Genomic DNA, 18,737 nt, shown 5'->3' on the forward strand with positions numbered 1-18,737 from the left:
GGCGGTGCGGCGACCCGACTTGCCCCGCGTGCTTTCAGCCCTCCAGATACCTTAGCGCCAACTGCTCGGCTGCATGCCGCGAGCCCGCCTCCAGGTGCGGCGCCACCAGCATCATCACCTGATACACCACCACCCCCACCTCACCTTCACGGGCCAGCACCCGCTGGTAATCGAGCGAGAACAGCAGCGTCAGGGTGATCTGCTCAACAAGCTGCCCCAACGCCCGAGTATCGCTGAGCACCTGGCCCTGCGCCTTGAGGCTGGCCAGCAGCGCCGCCAGGGTGCGCTTGAGGGCGTTGAGCAGGTTGCGCATGCCGCGAGCCAGCTTGGGCAAGCGCCCGGTCAGGTTCGACAGGTCCTGGAACAGGAAGCGGTACTGGGCCATGCGCTCGACGATCAAGTGCAGGAACAGCCAGTAGTCCTCGGCATCCAGGCGCACTTCCAGCGGCGGGTCGAGCAGTGGCGTGAGCTCCTCCTCGAAACGTTCGAACAACCCCAGCACCAGCGGCTCCTTGCCGTGGAAGTGGTAGTAGAGGTTGCCCGGGCTGATACCCATCTCGTTGGCAATCTCCAGGGTCGAGACATTCGGCTCGCCCTGGCGGTTGAACAACTGCAGGGCACATTCGAGGATACGGTCGCGGGTTTTCATCCGTTCTTCTTGTTCAGCGCGCCTGGACGTAGCTGCCGGGCGCGGGGTCCATGGGAGGGTAGTGCTGGTTGCCAAGGGCCATCAGGGTTTCGCGCTGGGCGCCGGAGCGCGCTTGAATCCATTCCAGCCACTGCGGCCACCAACTGCCGTCGATCTGCTTGCCATCGTAGAGCCAGGCCCGCGGGTCACTGCTCAGGCGCGAGTTGTCGACGTAATGCGCCTTGGGGTTGCCCGGTGGGTTGATGATGCTCTGTACATGGCCGCTGTTGGCGAGGATGAAGCGCTTGTCGCCACCGAGCAGCAATGCCGAGCGATACACCGCATCCCAGGGGGTGATGTGGTCGTTGTTGCCGGCGACGCTGAAACTGTCGACGTTGACCTTCTGCAGGTCGATCGGCGTGCCGCACACCTCAAGGCCCGCGGCATGGGCCAGCGGGTTGTGCTTGAAGAAGTCCAGCAGGTCGCCATGCAGCGCGGCCGGCAGGCGGGTGTTGTCGTTGTTCCAGTAGAGAATGTCGAACGCCGGTGGCGCCTTGCCCAGCAGGTAGTTGTTGACCCAGTAGTTCCAGATCAGGTCGTTGGGGCGCATCCAGGCAAACACCCGGGCGATTTCGCGGCCATCGAGCACCCCTTGCTGGTAGGAGCGGCGCTTGGCCGCTTCCAGGGTTTGTTCATCGGCGAACAGGCTGGCCGGGCTGTCGATCTGGCTGTCGAGCAGGCTGACCAGGTAGGTGGCGCTGTTGACCCGGCGCAACTGGCGCTTGGCCTGCAAGTGGCCTTGCAGCGCGGCCATGGTCAGGCCGCCGGCGCAGGCGCCCATGAGGTTGATCTCGCGGCTGCCGGTGATCGCCCTGCACACGTTCATGGCTTCTTCCAGCGCTTCGACGTAGCTCGACAGGCCCCACTCGCGATGACGCGGGTCGGGGTTGCGCCAGCTGATCATGAAGGTCTGCAAGCCGTTCTTGAGCATGTACTGAACGAAGCTGTTGGCCGGGCTCAGGTCGAAGATGTAGAACTTGTTGATCTGCGGCGGTACCACCAACAGCGGCTTGGCATACTGTTTTTCGCTCATCGGCTTGTACTGGATCAGCTCCAGCAGCTCGTTGCGAAACACCACCGCGCCCGGCGTGGTGGCCAGGTTGCGGCCGACTTCAAAGGCTTGTGGGTTGACCTGGCGCGGCAGGCCGTTGTTGTGGCGCAGGTCATCGAGCAGGTGGTTGATGCCACGCACCAGGCTCAGGCCGCCGGAGTTGAACAGTTCCTTGACCGCCAGGGGGTTGAGCAGCGAGTTGCTGGGCGACACGGCATCGTTGAACAAGGTGAACAGGAAGTGCGCGCGGGCGCGGTCGTCCGGTTCCAGCTGGCTTTCATCGATCCACAGGCGGGTCTGCTTCTGCCACGCCAGGTACGCCTGCAGGCCGCGGCTGTAGAGCGGGTTCTGGCTCCAGGCCGGGTCCTTGAAGCGGTTGTCGCGGGGGTTGGGTTGATAGGGGGTTTCGCCGAGCAGCACTTTGCCCAGTTGATTGCCCAGGGCGAGCATGTGCTTGGCGGTGTGCAGCGGATGGCGCAGGCCATGGCGGCTGACACTGCGCAAGGTCGAGAGCAGGTCACGACCGCGCAGGCCGCTGATCGCACTCTGCACGTTCATATAGGTGGCGGGGACCGGTAGCGATCCCTTCGCGGGTTTGTCTTTCATCAGGCAACACTCCGTCGTCAGGCCATCAACAAACACATCAATGCAAGAGCGACACCAACCTCACGCCGCGCACCCGGGTTGCCTGGCGTCCTGCCAAGGGCTCGGGTGTGGCAGGCTTCTCAGCTGCTGGGAGCGGGCCGAGGGTGCATGACGGCGCGTTGGCGCTCTTGCTGGAGGAACTTCATGATGATCGGGGCGACGGTCTCGGCCCGGGTGATCAGGAACAAATGACCGTCGTCGATTATGTGTAGCTGGGCATTGGGAATTCGCCAGGCCAACAGACGCATGTTGATCAAGGGAATTAGCGGATCGTCGTCGCCAGCCAACACCAGGGTCGGCTGCTGGATCTTGTGCAGCCAGTGAATGCTGGTCCAGCCGAGCCCGGCAAACAGCTGCCAGTAGTAACCAAGCTTGCCCCCGGAGCGCACCTTGGCCGCGTGCGACAAGGCCAGGTCAGGGTCGCGGCGAAAACCGCCGCCGTAGATCTGTGGCGCGATGCGGATGACATGGGACGGTTGCACGTAGCGCCTGGGGCTGGCCATCAACCACAGCACCTTGGGCTTGCCCGGGACCATCACCGCACCGGCGGCGGTGGCGGCCAGCACCAGTTTCTTGCAGCGCTCGGGATAGTCATGGGCGAACTGCTGGGCCAGGGCACCGCCCCAGGACACGCCAATGACATTGACCTGGCCATAGTCGAGGTAGTCGAGCATGCGGGTGGTGAGCTTGGCCAGCCCGGGAAAGCGGTACGGGTGGCGCGGGGTCGATGAGCCACCGACGCCCGGCACATCGAAGGCAATCACCTCCAGGTCCGGGTCCAGGGCCTGGATGAAGGGGAATACCAGCTCCAGGTTGGCGCCGATACCATTGAAGATCAGCAAGGGCGTCAAGTGCGGCTTGCCGGGTCGGACGGCGGTGCGGATGGTTTGTCCATCCAGATCGACGGTCCTGAAAATATACGGTTGCGGCATGCGCGAAGCCCTGTGGTGGATAAACGCCGCAGCCTTTTCGAGCTGCGGCGGTGTTCGCTATCAACGCTCGTGAACGTAGGTCCCTGGCGCTGCGGCACCGGCCACATAAGCCTTGTTGCCAAGGTTGGCCGGCGCTTTCTTCAGCTTGCCCGAACGCTCGGCCAGCCAGGTCTGCCAGTACAGCCACCAGGAGTCGGTGTGCTTGGTCGAGTTCTCTTGCCAGTCGAGGGCGCTGGCGGGCATTTCACTGTTGGTCATGTAACGCGCCTTGGGGTTGCCCGGCGGGTTGAGGATGCTCTGGATGTGCCCACTGTTGGACAGCAGGAACTCGACCTTGCCACCGAACAGCTGGGCCGATTTGTAGCACGATTGCCACGGGGTGATGTGATCGGCGGTACCGGCGACGCTGAAGATGTCGGTGGTCACCTGCTTGAGGTCGATCGGTGTGCCGCACACTTCCAGTGCATCGGGGCGCAGCAGTGGATTGTTTTTGAACATTTCGATCAGGTCGCCGTGGAAGGCGGCCGGCAGGCGCGTGGTGTCGTTGTTCCAGAACAGGATGTCGAACACCGGTGGCTCGTTGCCCAGCAAGTAGTTGTTGACCCAGTAGTTCCAGATCAGGTCGTTGGGCCGCATCCAGGCGAACACCTTGGCCATGTCGCGGCCTTCGAGCACGCCGGCCTGGTAGGAGTGGCGCTTGGCGGCTTCGAGGGTCTGTTCGTCGACGAACAGCGCCACCTGGGTGTCGAGGGTGGTGTCGAGCACGCTGACCAGCAGGGTCAGGGCGTTGACCTTTTTCTCGCCCAGCGCCGCGTAGTGGCCCACCAGCGCAGTGCAGGTGATGCCGCCGGAGCAGGCGCCGAGCATGTTCAGGTCCTTGCTGCCGGTGATCGCCAGGACCACGTCGACCGCCTCCTTGAGCGCATCGATGTAGGTCGACAGGCCCCATTCGCGCTGGGACTTGGTCGGGTTGCGCCAACTGACGATGAAGGTCTGCACGTTGGAGCGCAGGCAGAAACGCGCCAGGCTCTTTTCCGGGCTGAGGTCGAAGACGTAGAACTTGTTGATCTGCGGCGGCACCACCAACAGCGGCTTTTCCAGCACCTGTTCGGTGATCGGCCGGTACTGGATCAGCTCCAGCACGTCGTTGCGAAACACCACCGCGCCTTCGCTGGTGCCCAGATTCTTGCCGACCTCGAAGGCGTCCATGTTCACCTGGCTGGGCATGCCGCCATTGTTGACCATGTCCTTGGCCAGGTTCGACAAGCCGTCGAGCAGGCTTTTGCCGCCGGTTTCGAAGAAGCGCTTGACCGCCGCCGGGTTGGCCGCCGTGTTGGTCGGCGCCATGGCCTCGGTCATCAGGTTGATGACGAAGTGGCCGCGGCTGATGTCCTGGTCGGAAAGATTGCTGCTACCGATCCAATCGTGCAGTTCCTTGCGCCAGGCCAGGTAAGTCTGCAGGTAGCGGCGATACAGCGGGTTCTGGCTCCAGGCCGGGTCGTGAAAACGACGGTCGTCGTTCTCCGGCTGCAAGCTCGACTTGCCGAAGATCACATCCTTGAGTTCCATGCCGAAATGCGCGACATGCTTGGCACTGTGCAGCGGTTGGCGAATGGCCTGACGCAGTACCATTCGAGCAGAAGTCAGCAAATCCTTGCGGCGCAAGCCGATCACCGGGTTCAGACCCAGGGTGTTTTCCGAGGCTTGGCGCTGCAGGTCATCGTTATTCTTGTTACTCATCTACGACGCTCCGTTGTCCTGAGACGAGTACCGGTTGACTGTGCGCGTTACACAGACGAACGCCCGGTACTGCTGCTCGGGTGACCAGTGATAACGAACTGCGGTCCTGCGGCCGGATGCAAACGACGATGAGCCCTGCGGGTTTTTTCTGCGTGAGAAGACTGCCTGCTTTCGCTCGCGACCTCTACATACCAGCCCGACCCTGCATTAAATCCGATGCAGGGAACTTGCCAGATCCATTGGTTACCCGACTTTTTGGTATAGCGCAAGACGGCCACTCATTGGCCGTAGTGCAGGCATTCAAGCAAATAGAATTAGAAAATGCGCTCTAAACCCTGGAGGGCACGAGCTAGAGCATCAGCTTGACGATCGACTCGTTGGGGTCGCGGGATTTTCCGGCCTTTGCCAGCTCATCGAGATAGTCGGCCCAGAGGGCCTCCTGGCGCAGGCACAGCTGCTCGAGGTATTCCCAGGTGAACAGGCCGCTGTCATGGCCGTCGTCGAAGGTCAGTTTCAGTGCGTACTGGCCGGCAGGTTCCAGCCCGCTCAGGCCGACGCCGAGCTTGCCGTACTGCAGGATCGGATTGCCGTGGCCCTGGACCTCGGCGGAGGGGGAGTGCACGCGCAGAAATTCGGCGGGCAGGTGGTACACCTCGCCTGGCCCGTAGGTCAGGGAGAGGGTCTTGGAAGCTTTGTGCAGGTTGATGCTGCTGGGGAGTCTGGTCATGGATAAGGGCTCTTGGGCTACAAGCTGCAAGCTACAAGCTGCAAGACACCGGTGTCCAGCTTGCAGCTTGCAACTTGAAGCTTGCCGCTGCGCTACAGGATGTAGCGTGACAGGTCTTCGTTCTGCGCCAATTCGCCCAAGTGGCTGTTGACGTAGTCGGCGTCGATGTGGATCGGCGCTTCGCTGTGAGCGCTGGCCAGGTCGCCGGCGCTGAACGACACCTCTTCGAGCAGGCGCTCGAGCAGGGTGTGCAGGCGACGGGCACCGATGTTCTCGGTCTTCTCGTTGACCTGCCAGGCGATCTCGGCCAGGCGCTTGATGCCGTCGGCGGCGAACTCGATGTTCAGGCCTTCGGTTTTCAGCAGCTCACGGTACTGCTCGGTGAGCGAGGCGTGCGGTTCGCTGAGGATGCGCTCGAAGTCTTCCGGGCTCAGGGCCTTGAGCTCGACGCGGATCGGCAGACGGCCTTGCAGCTCGGGCACCAGGTCGCTTGGCTTGCTCAGGTGGAAGGCACCGGAGGCGATGAACAAGATATGGTCGGTTTTGACCATGCCCAGCTTGGTGTTCACCGTGCAGCCTTCGATCAGCGGCAGCAGGTCGCGCTGGACACCTTCGCGCGAGACATCGGCGCCGCCGACGTTGCCGCGCTTGGCGACCTTGTCGATTTCGTCGATGAACACGATGCCGTGCTGCTCAACCGCTTCCAGGGCCTTGGCCTTGAGCTCGTCTTCGTTGACCAGGCGCCCGGCTTCTTCGTCGCGCACCAGCTTGAGCGCTTCCTTGACCTTGAGTTTGCGGCTCTTGCGCTTGCCCTTGCCCATGTTGGCGAACAGGTTCTGCAGCTGGTTGGTCATCTCTTCCATGCCCGGTGGCGCGGAAATGTCGACGCCCATGGCCTCGGCCACTTCGATCTCGATTTCCTTGTCGTCCAGCTGGCCTTCACGCAGGCGCTTGCGGAACAGCTGACGGGTGTTGGAGTCCTGGCTGGTCACCTGGTCTTCATTGAAGCCAGTGCGCGCAGGCGGCAGCAGGGCATCGAGGATGCGCTCTTCGGCGGCGTCTTCGGCGCGGTGGCCGACACGGATGATTTCCTGCTCGCGGAGCATCTTGATTGCGGCATCGGCCAGGTCGCGGATGATCGACTCGACGTCACGACCGACATAGCCGACTTCGGTGAACTTGGTCGCTTCGACCTTGATGAACGGTGCATTGGCCAGTTTGGCCAGGCGCCGGGCGATTTCGGTCTTGCCGACGCCGGTCGGGCCGATCATCAGGATGTTCTTCGGCGTCACCTCAACGCGCAGCTCGGCCGGCAGCTGCATGCGCCGCCAGCGGTTGCGCAGGGCGATGGCGACGGCGCGCTTGGCGTCGTCCTGGCCGATGATGTGGCGGTTGAGTTCGTGGACGATCTCGCGGGGGGTCATGGACATGGTAATGATGGTCCTTGGGCTCGATAAGTCAGCGTGGAAAAGCCCGGCCACCGGGGCCGGGCGCCAGAACAGCTGAATTACTCGGCCAGGTCCTGCTCCTCGATGGTCAGGTGATGGTTGGTGAACACACAGATGTCACCGGCGATGTTCAGCGCGGTCTCGGCGATTTCGCGGGCCGAGAGGTCGGTCTTCTGCAGCAGGGCGCGGGCGGCGGCCTGGGCGTAGGCGCCACCGGAGCCCATGGCAATCAGGCCGTCTTCGGGCTCGACCACGTCACCGTTGCCGGTAATGATCAAGGAGGCGTCCTTGTTGGCCACGGCCAGCATGGCTTCCAGGCGGCTCAGGGAGCGGTCGGTACGCCATTCCTTGGCCAGCTCCACGGCGGCACGGACCAGATGGCCCTGGTGTTTTTCCAGTTGCCCTTCGAAGCGTTCGAACAGGGTGAAAGCGTCGGCGGTGGCACCGGCGAAACCGGCGATGACCTGGCCGTGGTACAGGCGGCGGACTTTCTTGGCGTTGCCTTTCATCACGGTGTTGCCGAGGGAAACCTGGCCGTCGCCGCCCATGACGACTTTGCCGTGGCGGCGAACTGAAACGATGGTGGTCAAGGGAGAGTCTCCACGCAGCGGGGCGAAAATGCCTGATGCAGACTCATATGGGGGTGGTGGGAAGGATTTCAACTACACACATGTGTGTGAGCGATAAGCTGCAAGCTTGAAGCGGCAAGAAAAAGCGGACCGGCGACTGGCCTGGTCCGCTTGTAGCTCAAGGCTTGCAGCTTGTGGCTGACCTTCAGGTCTCGTGACTGATATGCCCATCGACCAAGGTATAACGCACCGCTCCCGGCAGGCAGTGGCCGATGAACGGGCAGTTGTCGCCCTTGGAGCGCCACTGCTCGCCAGCGACGGTCGAGGCCTTGGCATCGAACAGCACCAGGTCGGCCGCACTGCCAACCTTCAGCTCGCCCGCTGGCAGGCGCAGCGCCGCGGCAGGGCCCGCAGACAAACGCTGCAACAAAGTTGGCAGGTCGAGCAGGCCGTCCTCCACCAGGGTCATGGCCAGCGGCAACAACAGTTCGACGCTGCTGATGCCCGGTTCGGTCGCCCCGAACGGCGCCAGCTTGGCATCACGCTCATGGGGCTGGTGATGGCTGGAGATCGCCTGGATCACCCCGGACTTCACTGCCTCGCGCAGGCCGTCGCGGTCGGCGCGGGTGCGCAGCGGCGGTTGCACGTGGTAGAGGCTTGAGAAGTCACGCAGCGCTTCATCGGTGAGGATCAACTGGTACAGGGCAACGTCGGCGGTGACCGGCAGCCCCAGTGCCTGGGCCTGGGCGATCAGCCGCGCACCGCGGGCGCTGGTCAGCTGGCTGAAGTGGGCGCGCACGCCGGTTTGTTCGACCAGCAGCAGGTTACGCGCCAGGGCCACGGTTTCGGCGGTTTCCGGGATGCCCGGCAAGCCGAGGAAGCTGGCCATGGCGCCTTCGTGGGCCAGGCCGCCCTGGGCCAGGTCGCGGTCCTGGGAGTGGAAGATCACCGTCAGGTCGAAGGTCGCGGCGTATTCCAGGGCACGGGCCAGGGTGCGGTTGTTGGCAAAGGCATTGAGGCCGTTGCCGAAGGCCACGCAACCGGCGTCGCGCAGGGCGATCAGCTCTGCAAGCTGCTCGCCTTCCAGGCCTTTGCTCAGGGCGCCGATCGGATAGACCTTGCTGTGCCCGGCTTCGCGGGCGCGGTCGAGGATCAGTTCGGCCACTGCCGAGGTGTCCAACACAGGCTTGGTCTGCGGTGGGCAGCACAGGCTGGTGACGCCGCCGGCAGCGGCGGCGCGGGTTTCGCTGGCGATGCTGCCTTTGCGGCTGTAACCGGGCTCGCGCAGGGCGACATTGAGGTCGACCAGGCCGGGTGCGGCCACCAGGCCCTGGGCGTCGATGCTGCGCGCGGGCTTGAAGCCTGCCGGGGCGGCGCCGATGGCGATGATCTTGCCGGCATCGATGTGCAGGTCGGTGGTCTGGTCCAGGCCACTCAGGGGGTCGATGACCCGGGCGCCGAAAATACTGAGGGTCACTGGGCGTTCTCCTGCTCGAATTGACGTTGCGCGGTCTGCCCGCTCATGGCCATGGACAGCACCGCCATGCGCACCGCGATGCCGTAGGTGACCTGGTTGAGAATCACCGAGTGAGCGCCGTCGGCCACGGCCGATTCGATCTCCACGCCGCGGTTGATCGGGCCCGGGTGCATGACGATGGCATCCGGTTTGGCTCCGGCCAGGCGTGCGGTGGTCAGGCCGAACAGGCGGTAGAATTCGCCTTCGCTGGGCAGCAGGCCGCCGGCCATGCGCTCACGCTGCAGGCGCAGCATGATCACCACGTCGACGTCCTTGAGGCCTTGCTCGAGGTCGGTGTAGACCTTGACGCCATACTGCTCGATACCGATCGGCAGCAGGGTTTTCGGGCCGATCACGCGGATATCCGGGCAGCCCAGGGTTTTCAGTGCGAGCATGTTCGAGCGCGCGACCCGCGAGTGCAGGATGTCGCCGACGATGGCCACCGAGAGGTTCTCGAAGCCGCCCTTGTGCCGACGAATGGTGAGCATGTCGAGCATGCCCTGGGTCGGGTGGGCGTGGCGGCCGTCGCCGCCGTTGATGATCGCCACCTCCGGGCACACATGCTCGGCGATGAAGTGCGCGGCGCCCGAGTCGGCATGGCGCACGACGAACATGTCGGCCGCCATGGCTTCGAGGTTGCGCAGGGTGTCGAACAGGGTTTCGCCCTTGCTGGTCGAGGAGGTCGACACGTTCAGGGTGATGACGTCCGCCGACAGCCGCTGGGCGGCCAGTTCGAAGGTGGTACGGGTGCGGGTGGAGTTCTCGAAGAACACGTTGCAGACGGTCTTGCCGCGTAGCAGCGGGACCTTCTTCACGGCCCGGGCGCCGACTTCGAGGAACGAGTCGGCGGTGTCGAGGATTTCGGTCAGCAGTTCGCGGGGCAAACCGTCGAGCGAGAGAAAGTGGCGCAGCTGGCCCTGATCATTGAGCTGCAGCGGGCGCTTGGCGTCGATTGGCGTCATCGCGGGGGACTCTTAAAGGGCGGATGCGGAGGCGAGGTCCTGGCGCTCGAGGGCGAGCGGTGCGGGTCCGGTCAATTTTACCCGTTCATGGGCGGCCAGCGACAGGGTGGCGCCGACCACATTCGGCCGGATCGGCAATTCACCGGCATCCAGGTCGAGCAGGCAGACCAGGGTCACGCTGGCCGGGCGGCCATAGTCGAACAGTTCGTTGAGGGCGGCGCGGATGGTGCGTCCGCTCATCAGCACGTCGTCGATCAGCACCAGGTGCTGGCCTTCGATCTCGAACGGCAGGTCGGACGGGCGCACCTGCGGGTGCAGGCCGTTCTGGCTGAAGTCGTCGCGGTAGAAGGAAACGTCAAGTGTGCCCAGGGCGGCATCGCTGCCCAGTTCTTCAAGCAGTGCCTGGGCGACCCAGACACCACCAGTGCGGATGCCGATGAAGCGCGGCTCGGCAATGGCGCGCCGGGCCAGATGGGCGCGAAGGTCAACGGCCATCTGCCGGATCAGTTCGGCGGGATTGGGTAGGCTCATGCTTGCTCCTCAAGGGGCCGGGGAGCGGTACGCTGGCCCGGCTTGAATGCGATGATCGGGTCTCAGGCCCCGGTATTGGCCTCCAGCCAGCCCTGCAGCAGCAAGGCGGCGGCAATGGCGTCCACCGGGTTGTCGCGATAGCTGCCACGCTGGCCGCCACGGGCCATGCGTTCGCCCTTGGCCTCGAAGGTGGTCAGGCGCTCGTCGTGGGTGTGCACCGGCAGGTTGAAGCGGCCATTGAGGCGGCGGGCGAATTTTTCCGCGCGCTCGCTCATCTCGCTGGGGGTGCCGTCCATGTTCAATGGCAGGCCGACCACCAGGGCGTCGGGTTTCCATTCCTTGATCAGTTTTTCCACCTGGGCCCAGTCCGGTGTGCCGTTCTGCGCCTTGAGGGTGCACAGCTCGCGGGCCTGGCCGGTGATGACCTGGCCGACCGCGACGCCGATCTGGCGGCTGCCGTAGTCAAAGCCCAGCAGCAAGCGTACTTCGGCCATCAGGCGTGCCCCGCCTGGCTGGTCAACAGGCTGAGGTTGATCCCCAGGCGTGCTGCGGCCGCTGCAAGGCGCTGCTCGCAGGCCATGCCGAAGATGATCTCGGGGTCGAACGGGCAGTTCAGCCAAGCGTTGTCGGCCAGCTCCGCTTCCAGTTGCCCGGCTTCCCAGCCGGCATAGCCGAGGGCGATCAGGCTCCGCTTGGGGCCAAGGCCGTCAGCGATGGCGAACAGCACGTCCTGGGAGGTGGTCAGTGACAGGCCGTCGAGCTCGACGGTGGCCTGGAAGGTGCGCTCGCTGCTATGCAGGACGAAGCCGCGGTCGGTTTGTACCGGGCCGCCCATGTAGATCGGGACGTGGGTGCAACTGGCCGGCGGATCGACCTCCGGGCGCAGTTGTTCGAGGATGTCGGCCAGGTTGAGGTCCTGCGGTCGATTGACCACCAGCCCCATCGCCCCATTGGCGTTGTGCTCGACAATGTAGGTCAAGGTCTGCGCGAAGTTCGGGTCGGCCATGTGTGGCATGGCGATCAGGAACTGGTGCTTGAGGTAATCCGGGCTGAGGTTCTTCATGGTTGATAGTGTGGCGGTGAGCGGCCACGCTGACAAGGTGCTGGCGTCACCTTGTCAGCTTTACTGCGGGCTTACTTGAACAGCTTGACCACTTCTTCGGTGTACAGGGTTGGCGACTCTTCAGCGGCCGACAGCACGTACTCCTGGACGGTCTGCTGCTTGGCCTGCGGGTACTTGGCCAGGTAGCTCTCCGGGAACGCCGGGGCCTTCAGGCTGGAGCCGGCCTTGATCAGTGCGGCGACGCAGTCCGGGTTGTCCGAGCGGGCGGCTTCTTCCAGCGGCGTACCGACCGGGAAGGTGCCGTGCTGCTCGTGGTAGGCATCGATCGAGCTGCCTTTTTTCAGCAGCAGGGCGATGCGCTGGGCGGCTTGCGGGTCGGGCTGGCCATTCATTTCAAAGGCGCGTTCGCAAACATGGTGCAGCGGCGTCGAGCCGGTCAGGGTGACCTGATACGGATTGGCGCCGGCAGCCACCAGCAGCTTGATCACCTCCAGGTTCGAGGCACCCGGCCCGGTCAGTGGGGTAAAGCCGTCCGGCCGGACGGCCTTGGCATCGGCGCCGGAGTCCAGCAGCAGCTTGATCAGTTCGGGTGAGCCCTTGCGTGCCGCGGTGTTCAGCGGCGTGGCGGAATCGCCCTGGGCTAATACGTTGACGTTGGCGCCGGCCTTGATCAGGCCCTTGACCATGCGCAGGTCAGCCTCGGAGGCCTTCGACTGTTCGGCCTGGTTGAGGACGAACAGCAGCAGGGTTTCGCCGTTTTCCTGGATTGGCGTGTTGACGTCACCGATCTTTGGCAGGAACAGCTCGAACGGCGCGACGATCTTGTAGGAGGCTGCCAGGAACATCGGCTGGCCTTTCGGGTCGGCACCCTGGTCGAGCAGGGCCTGGATCTTGGCCAGGCGCGCCGGGGTTTCGTCGTACTTGTACTCGCCAACTTCGTTGTACAGCTTCTGCGACAGCTCGGCGGCGTCGGCGAAGGCGGCAGCAGGCAGGGCGCAGGCGGCCAGGGCCAGGGCGAGGGCAGCGGTTTTGCGGGCAAAATTGATGCGCGACATCAAAAGAATCCTTTCTTGAGGGGGATATACGGGCGCGCATCATCGCAAAATGGCTATTGTTTTGCCATCAGGCGGAGCCTTAGATCAGTTGCTTTGCAGGCGGTCGCCGCGGGCGAAACGCCAGGTACGGATGATCTCCAGCCGGTCGATATCGGCCAGGTCGCCGGTGAACGGCGCGAACGGAGCGGCCAGGCGTACGATGCGCTGGGCAGCCTGGTCGAGCAGGGGCTGGCCGGAGGACTCGAGCACCAGCACCTCATACAGCGAGCCGTCGCGGTTGATCGACACCATCAGCCGCAGGCTGCCGTAGATCTGCTGGCGCCGGGCTTCGTCGGGGTAGTTGAGGTTGCCGATGCGCTCGACCTTCTTGCGCCACTCGTCCTTGTACCAGGCGCCCTTGTCGCGCATGGTCGAGGCGGCGTTGAGGCGATGAATGCGCGGACGCTTGGCGTACAGCTGTTGCTCGTTGGAGAGCTCGGCTTCGAGGCTGGCGATCTGGCTGGACAGCTGCGAGCTGTCGAAATCCGGGGTCGCGGCCTTGGGTTTGGGCTGCGGCTTGGCTTCCTTGGGTCGGGTTTCGACTTTTTCCGGCTTCGGTGCCTTGGTCGCGACCACGGCTTTGGGCGGCGTCGGTTGCGGCTGCACTTCGGGCTTGGCGGCTGGAGGCGGTGTGACCTTGTTGATCTTGCTGTCCTGGAAGGGCGCCACTTCGGTGGTTTTCGGCAGCGCTTTCTTGTCCAGGGTGCCGCTGCCTTGCTGGTTGTCCTGGGCCAGGTAGTCAGCCTTCTGCGGTGCTTTCTCGCTCTTGAAGGTGGCCAGGGTGATTTCCATGGTCCGGCGGATTTCTTCGGGCTTGGCGAAGGTGAAACCGACGCCGAGGATCAGCACCAGGTGCAGCAGCGCCGCCAGGAACAAGGTAAAACCCAGGCGATCCACCGGGCGTACGCGGGGTGGAGAGAAGTCGGCAGGGATGTCAGCAGGAAGCGTCATCAGGTATCCAGCAGCTGCAAAACCCGGGAAAAACCGGCAGAGCAGGTGCCCAGGTCATAAAAACGACCGGCATGATACCCCACTCTGCGCGGTTGCTCCGCGTCGGCTGTCAGCGCGCCTTGAGCTTGCGATCAATGGCATCCATCAACTGCACGCCGATCTTGGTGCCGAAGGCATTGTCGATCTCGCGGATGCAGGTCGGGCTGGTGACGTTGATTTCGGTCAGGTGCTCGCCGATCACGTCCAGGCCGACGAACAGCAGGCCCTTCTCGCGCAGGGTCGGGCCGACCTGTTCGGCGATCCAGTGGTCGCGGTCGGTCAGTGGGCGGGCTTCGCCACGGCCACCGGCGGCAAGGTTGCCGCGGGTTTCGCCAGAGGCGGGGATGCGCGCCAGGCAGTAGGGCACCGGCTCGCCGTCGATCATCAGGATGCGCTTGTCGCCGTCCTTGATGGCCGGCAGATAGCCTTGCGCCATGATTTGCTGGGTGCCGTTGCCGGTCAGGGTTTCGAGGATCACCGAAAGGTTCGGATCGCCCGGGCGATGGCGGAAGATCGAGGTGCCGCCCATGCCGTCCAGCGGCTTGAGGATGGTGTCGCCCTGCTGGTTGACGAATTCACGCAGGATGTCGGCGCGGCGGCTGACCAGGGTCGGCGGCGTGCACTGCGGGAACAGCGTGGCAAACAGTTTTTCGTTGCAGTCGCGCAGGCTCTGCGGGCGGTTGACCACCAGCACGCCGGCGGCTTCGGCCTGTTCCAGCAGGTAGGTGCTGTAGACGAACTCCATGTCGAACGGCGGATCCTTGCGCATCAGGATCACGTCCAGCTCGCTCAGGGCGCAGTCTTGCTCGGCGTCGAGCTCGAACCAGTGCTCCGGGTCGGCGAAGACTTTCAGCGGGCGCATGCGCGCGCGGGCCTGGCCGGCACCCTGGTAGAGGTCCTGCTGCTCCATGTAGAACAGCGACCAGCCGCGCTCCTGGGCGGCCAGCAACATGGCCAGCGAGCTGTCCTTTTTATAGGAAATGCGCGCAATGGGGTCCATGACAATCCCGAGGCGAACGCTCATGGGCTAAATCCTCTCAGCGGCAATGGGCCGCATTGGCTCGAATGAAAAGTGGCGTCAGGGTGGCGCTCGCGGCGCTGGCGGTCAAGGGAAAAACGCATCCTGGCCGGTGCTGCGGCGGGCGTCGGCGCGGGCCGATGGAATGCACCCCCCAGAGTGTGCTAAAAAGGCCTGGCACGTGGCCTGCGAGGCCGTCTCCAGCTGCAAGCCACAAGCCATAGGCCACAAGAAAAAGCACGCCGCGTTCACCCTGCTTTTTCTTGCCGCTAGAAACTTGTAGCTTGCCGCTCATAGCGAGCAGCGATGGTAGAGCAATTATGGAACAGCCCGGCGCGGCATTGAAGGTGATGGTGATCGACGACTCCAAGACGATTCGCCGCACCGCCCAGATATTGCTCAGCGAAGCAGGATGTGAGGTCATCACGGCCATCGACGGTTTCGATGCCCTGGCCAAGATCATCGACCACCAGCCGCAGATCATTTTCGTCGACGTGCTGATGCCGCGTCTGGACGGTTACCAGACCTGCGCCCTGATCAAGCAGAACAGCACCTTCAAGGACACGCCAGTGATTTTGCTGTCGTCTCGCGATGGTCTGTTCGACAAGGCCCGCGGCCGCGTCGTCGGTTCTGATCAATTTTTGACCAAGCCTTTCAGCAAGGAAGAACTGCTGGACGCAATCAAGGCCCATGTGCCGGGATTCGCTGCAGAAGAACAACACGCACCCTGACGCTGCGCCGCCGCAGGCGTCTATTCCTTCATGGGGAACAGCATGGCCCGAGTTCTGATCGTCGACGACTCGCCGACCGAAATGTACAAACTGACCGGTATGCTCGAAAAACACGGGCATCAGGTGCTCAAGGCCGAAAACGGCGCCGACGGCGTGGCCCTGGCCCGCCAGGAACAGCCCGACGCGGTGCTGATGGATATCGTCATGCCCGGGGTCAACGGCTTCCAGGCCACCCGCCAGTTGAGCAAGACCCCTGAGACCGCGCACATTCCGGTGATCATCGTTACCACCAAGGACCAGGAAACCGACAAGGTCTGGGGCCAGCGTCAGGGCGCCAGGGACTACCTGACCAAGCCGGTGGACGAAGACACCCTGATCAAGAAGCTCAACGCCGTGCTCAAAGGTTGACCAGCCAGCCCATGGGCGAGTCGCTGACGGCTTTCGAGCTGCTGCTGGACATCGACCGGCGTTGCCGGCTGCTGGCCGCCGACCTGCCGTTGCAGGAAACCCGCCTGCAGAGCTGGAGCGGCATCGGCTTTCGCATCGCCGAGCAGTGGTTCGTCGCGCCCATGGGCGAAGTCGCCGAAGTCCTGCACGAGCCGCGTCTGAGCCGCATTCCCGGAGTCAAGCCGTGGGTCAGCGGGGTGGCCAACCTGCGCGGCCGCTTGTTGCCGGTGATGGACCTCTGCGGTTTTTTCGGCCTCGGCCTGTCGGCCCCACGCAAGCAGCGACGGGTGCTGGTACTCGACCATGACGAGTTGTTTACCGGGTTGCTGGTCGATGAGGTGCTGGGTTTGCAGCACTTTGCGCTGCACAACCTCGACCTGTCGCCGCCAACTCCGTTATTGAGCGCTGCCGCGCCCTTCGTTCAGGGGCATTTTCAGCGTGAGCGCAGTTGGGCGATCTTCAGCCCCTTCGCCCTGGCCCAGGCGCCGGGTTTCCTCGACGTCGCGTTGTAAAGGAATGCCACCTCCGTGACTACCACCAAGACGGCTCCATCGCCCCAGGGTTCCCGCAGCAGCGCGCAGATCGCGGCGTTGTTCGTGGTGCTGATCCTGTCGATCATCCTGCTGTTCGCCAACTTCGCCTACCTCAACACCCAGGCCAATTACGACAAGCAGTACATCGGCCATGCCGGCGAGCTGCGCGTGCTGTCCCAGCGCATTGCCAAGAACGCCACTGAAGCGGCGGCCGGCAAGGCTGTGGCCTTTCGCCTGCTGAGCGAGGCGCGCAATGATTTCGAACAGCGCTGGGGCTACCTGAAAAAGGGTGATAGCAGTACCGGCCTGCCTGCCGCGCCGCCGGCGGTGCGCAAGGAAATGGACGCGGTGCTGCGCGACTGGGAAAACCTGCGCAAGAACACCGACGCGATTCTTGCCAGTGAACAGACCGTGCTGTCGCTGCACCAGGTCGCCGCGACCCTGGCCGAAACCGTGCCGCAGTTGCAGGTGGAGTACGAGAAGGTCGTCGAGATTCTGTTGCAGAGCGGCGCCCCGGCCAGCCAGGTCGCCGTGGCCCAGCGCCAGTCGCTGCTGGCAGAGCGCATTCTCGGTTCGGTCAACACCGTTCTGGCCGGGGATGACACTGCGGTTCAGGCCGCTGATGCCTTCGGCCGCGACGCCAGCCGTTTCGGCCAGGTGCTCGAAGCCATGCTCGGCGGCAACGAAGCGATCCAGGTTACCCGCGTGCAAGACCCCGATGCCCGCGCGCGGCTGGCCGAGATCGCCGAACTGTTCCAGTTCGTCGCAGGCTCGGTCGACGAGATCCTTGAAACCTCGCCTGAACTGTTCCGTGTCCGCGAAGCCGCCGGGAGTATCTTCGGTCTGTCGCAAACCCTGCTCGATGAGGCTTCGCGACTGGCCACCGGCTTCGAGAACCTGGCCGGCGGGCGCACTCTGGATACCGTCGGCGGCTATGTGCTGGGCTTGCTGGCGCTGGCTTCGATCATCCTCATCGGCCTGGTGATGGTGCGTACCACTCACCGCCAGCTGCGCGAAACCGCCGAGAAAAACGAACGCAACCAGCAGGCGATCATGCGTCTGCTCGACGAAATCGAAGACCTCGCCGATGGCGATTTGACTGTGACGGTCTCGGTCACCGAGGACTTCACCGGCGCCATCGCCGACTCGATCAATTACTCCATCGACCAACTGCGCGACCTGGTGGCGACCATCAACCTCAGTGCCGAGGAGGTGGCCGCCGCCGTGCAGGACACCCAGAACACCGCGCGCCAGCTGGCCAAGGCCTCCGAACACCAGGCCCAGCAGATCAGCGATGCCTCGGTGGCGGTGGGCGACATGGCCGAGTCCATCGACCGGGTGTCCACCCACGCCTACGAGTCGGCGAAAGTGGCCGAGCGTTCGGTCGCCATCGCCAACAAGGGCAACGAGGTGGTGCACAACACCATCAACGGCATGGACAACATCCGCGAACAGATCCAGGACACCGCCAAGCGGATCAAGCGCCTGGGCGAGTCGTCCCAGGAGATTGGCGATATCGTCAGCCTGATCGACGACATTGCTGACCAAACCAACATCCTCGCCCTCAACGCGGCGATCCAGGCCTCGCTGGCCGGTGAAGCCGGGCGTGGCTTTGCCGTGGTTGCCGATGAAGTGCAACGCCTGGCCGAGCGCTCGTCGTCGGCCACGCGCCAGATCGAAGCGCTGGTGCGGACCATCCAGGCCGACACCAACGAGGCGGTGATCTCCATGGAGCAGACCACCGCCGAGGTGGTGCGCGGCGCACGCCTGGCCCAGGATGCCGGGGTGGCCCTGGCGGAAATCGAAGGCGTATCCCAGACCCTCGCCGACCTGATTCACAGCATCTCCGATGCCGCCCAGCTGCAGACCTCTTCGGCCGGGCAGATCTCGCATACCATGTCGGTAATCCAGCAGATCACCTCGCAAACCTCGGCTGGCTCTACCGCCACCGCCGAAAGCATTGGCAACCTGGCGCGCATGGCCAGTGAAATGCGCCGCTCGGTGTCCGGCTTTACCTTGCCGCCGACACCGCCGCGTTGAGGGCCTCATGGT

19 protein-coding genes are annotated in these 18,737 nt (G+C 64.0%); 4 read left to right on the forward strand and 15 right to left on the reverse strand.

Features of this window, described 5'->3' with window-relative positions:
- Positions 1 to 34: 34 nt before the first annotated feature.
- From UW3_RS0106450 to gshB, 15 genes are all read right to left on the reverse strand, one after another.
- Positions 35 to 649 (reverse strand): TetR/AcrR family transcriptional regulator, encoded by a 615-nt coding sequence (locus UW3_RS0106450; RefSeq protein WP_010221483.1) that lies wholly within the window; start codon positions 647 to 649, stop codon positions 35 to 37.
- Between the two features lie 13 nt (positions 650 to 662).
- Positions 663 to 2,345 (reverse strand): class II poly(R)-hydroxyalkanoic acid synthase, encoded by a 1,683-nt coding sequence (phaC, locus tag UW3_RS0106455; RefSeq protein ID WP_010221484.1) that lies wholly within the window; start codon positions 2,343 to 2,345, stop codon positions 663 to 665.
- 119 nt (positions 2,346 to 2,464) lie between these two features.
- Complete coding sequence (gene phaZ, locus UW3_RS0106460; protein ID WP_010221485.1) at positions 2,465 to 3,316, reverse strand: poly(3-hydroxyalkanoate) depolymerase; 852 nt, start codon at positions 3,314 to 3,316, stop codon at positions 2,465 to 2,467.
- Positions 3,317 to 3,376: 60 nt separating this feature from the next.
- Positions 3,377 to 5,056, reverse strand: a complete 1,680-nt coding sequence (gene phaC, locus UW3_RS0106465) for a class II poly(R)-hydroxyalkanoic acid synthase (protein WP_010221486.1) — start codon at positions 5,054 to 5,056, stop codon at positions 3,377 to 3,379.
- Positions 5,057 to 5,405: 349 nt separating this feature from the next.
- The gene (locus UW3_RS0106470) at positions 5,406 to 5,783 is read right to left on the reverse strand and encodes a gamma-butyrobetaine hydroxylase family protein (RefSeq protein ID WP_010221487.1); all 378 of its coding nucleotides are present in this window, start codon (positions 5,781 to 5,783) and stop codon (positions 5,406 to 5,408) included.
- A 92-nt stretch (positions 5,784 to 5,875) separates the two neighbouring features.
- A complete protein-coding gene (hslU, locus tag UW3_RS0106475) occupies positions 5,876 to 7,213 on the reverse strand; it encodes an ATP-dependent protease ATPase subunit HslU (protein WP_010221488.1) in 1,338 nt (445 codons plus the stop codon).
- Positions 7,214 to 7,290: 77 nt separating this feature from the next.
- Positions 7,291 to 7,821, reverse strand: a complete 531-nt coding sequence (hslV, locus tag UW3_RS0106480) for an ATP-dependent protease subunit HslV (RefSeq protein ID WP_010221489.1) — start codon at positions 7,819 to 7,821, stop codon at positions 7,291 to 7,293.
- 184 nt (positions 7,822 to 8,005) lie between these two features.
- A complete protein-coding gene (locus UW3_RS0106485) occupies positions 8,006 to 9,277 on the reverse strand; it encodes a dihydroorotase (RefSeq protein ID WP_010221490.1) in 1,272 nt (423 codons plus the stop codon).
- Positions 9,274 to 10,278, reverse strand: coding sequence for an aspartate carbamoyltransferase catalytic subunit (locus tag UW3_RS0106490; RefSeq protein WP_010221491.1), 1,005 nt, complete (start codon positions 10,276 to 10,278; stop codon positions 9,274 to 9,276). Before UW3_RS0106490 ends, UW3_RS0106485 begins: the two co-directional genes overlap by 4 nt.
- Before the next feature lie 12 nt (positions 10,279 to 10,290).
- On the reverse strand, positions 10,291 to 10,809 hold the full coding sequence (gene pyrR / locus UW3_RS0106495) for a bifunctional pyr operon transcriptional regulator/uracil phosphoribosyltransferase PyrR (protein WP_010221492.1): 519 nt from the start codon (positions 10,807 to 10,809) through the stop codon (positions 10,291 to 10,293).
- A gap of 62 nt (positions 10,810 to 10,871) precedes the next feature.
- On the reverse strand, positions 10,872 to 11,303 hold the full coding sequence (gene ruvX / locus UW3_RS0106500; RefSeq protein WP_010221493.1) for a Holliday junction resolvase RuvX: 432 nt from the start codon (positions 11,301 to 11,303) through the stop codon (positions 10,872 to 10,874).
- Positions 11,303 to 11,872, reverse strand: a complete 570-nt coding sequence (locus UW3_RS0106505) for a YqgE/AlgH family protein (protein ID WP_010221494.1) — start codon at positions 11,870 to 11,872, stop codon at positions 11,303 to 11,305. The genes ruvX and UW3_RS0106505 overlap by 1 nt, the downstream gene beginning before the upstream one ends.
- A gap of 71 nt (positions 11,873 to 11,943) precedes the next feature.
- Complete coding sequence (locus tag UW3_RS26600; RefSeq protein WP_010221495.1) at positions 11,944 to 12,927, reverse strand: ankyrin repeat domain-containing protein; 984 nt, start codon at positions 12,925 to 12,927, stop codon at positions 11,944 to 11,946.
- Positions 12,928 to 13,011: 84 nt separating this feature from the next.
- Entirely contained in the window at positions 13,012 to 13,917 is a 906-nt protein-coding gene (locus tag UW3_RS0106515) for an energy transducer TonB (RefSeq protein WP_010221496.1), read from the reverse strand.
- A 109-nt stretch (positions 13,918 to 14,026) separates the two neighbouring features.
- Positions 14,027 to 14,980, reverse strand: a complete 954-nt coding sequence (gene gshB, locus UW3_RS0106520) for a glutathione synthase (RefSeq protein ID WP_010221497.1) — start codon at positions 14,978 to 14,980, stop codon at positions 14,027 to 14,029.
- Positions 14,981 to 15,294: 314 nt separating this feature from the next.
- Here gshB and pilG point away from each other — a divergent pair, with 314 nt between their 5' ends.
- Genes pilG through UW3_RS0106540 form a run of 4 tightly spaced genes read left to right on the forward strand, consistent with a single transcriptional unit; the run spans position 15,295 to position 18,725 of the window.
- On the forward strand, positions 15,295 to 15,705 hold the full coding sequence (pilG, locus tag UW3_RS0106525; RefSeq protein WP_010221498.1) for a twitching motility response regulator PilG: 411 nt from the start codon (positions 15,295 to 15,297) through the stop codon (positions 15,703 to 15,705).
- Positions 15,706 to 15,747: 42 nt separating this feature from the next.
- Positions 15,748 to 16,113 carry a twitching motility response regulator PilH gene (gene pilH / locus UW3_RS0106530; protein ID WP_010221499.1) on the forward strand — a complete coding sequence of 122 codons (366 nt, stop codon included), beginning with the start codon at positions 15,748 to 15,750 and terminating at the stop codon, positions 16,111 to 16,113.
- Positions 16,110 to 16,664 (forward strand): chemotaxis protein CheW, encoded by a 555-nt coding sequence (locus UW3_RS0106535; RefSeq protein ID WP_026001212.1) that lies wholly within the window; start codon positions 16,110 to 16,112, stop codon positions 16,662 to 16,664. Before pilH ends, UW3_RS0106535 begins: the two co-directional genes overlap by 4 nt.
- Before the next feature lie 15 nt (positions 16,665 to 16,679).
- Positions 16,680 to 18,725 (forward strand): methyl-accepting chemotaxis protein, encoded by a 2,046-nt coding sequence (locus tag UW3_RS0106540; RefSeq protein ID WP_010221501.1) that lies wholly within the window; start codon positions 16,680 to 16,682, stop codon positions 18,723 to 18,725.
- Positions 18,726 to 18,737 lie beyond the last annotated feature (12 nt).

It is taken from the genome of Pseudomonas donghuensis (assembly GCF_000259195.1).
Lineage (GTDB): Bacteria > Pseudomonadota > Gammaproteobacteria > Pseudomonadales > Pseudomonadaceae > Aquipseudomonas > Aquipseudomonas donghuensis.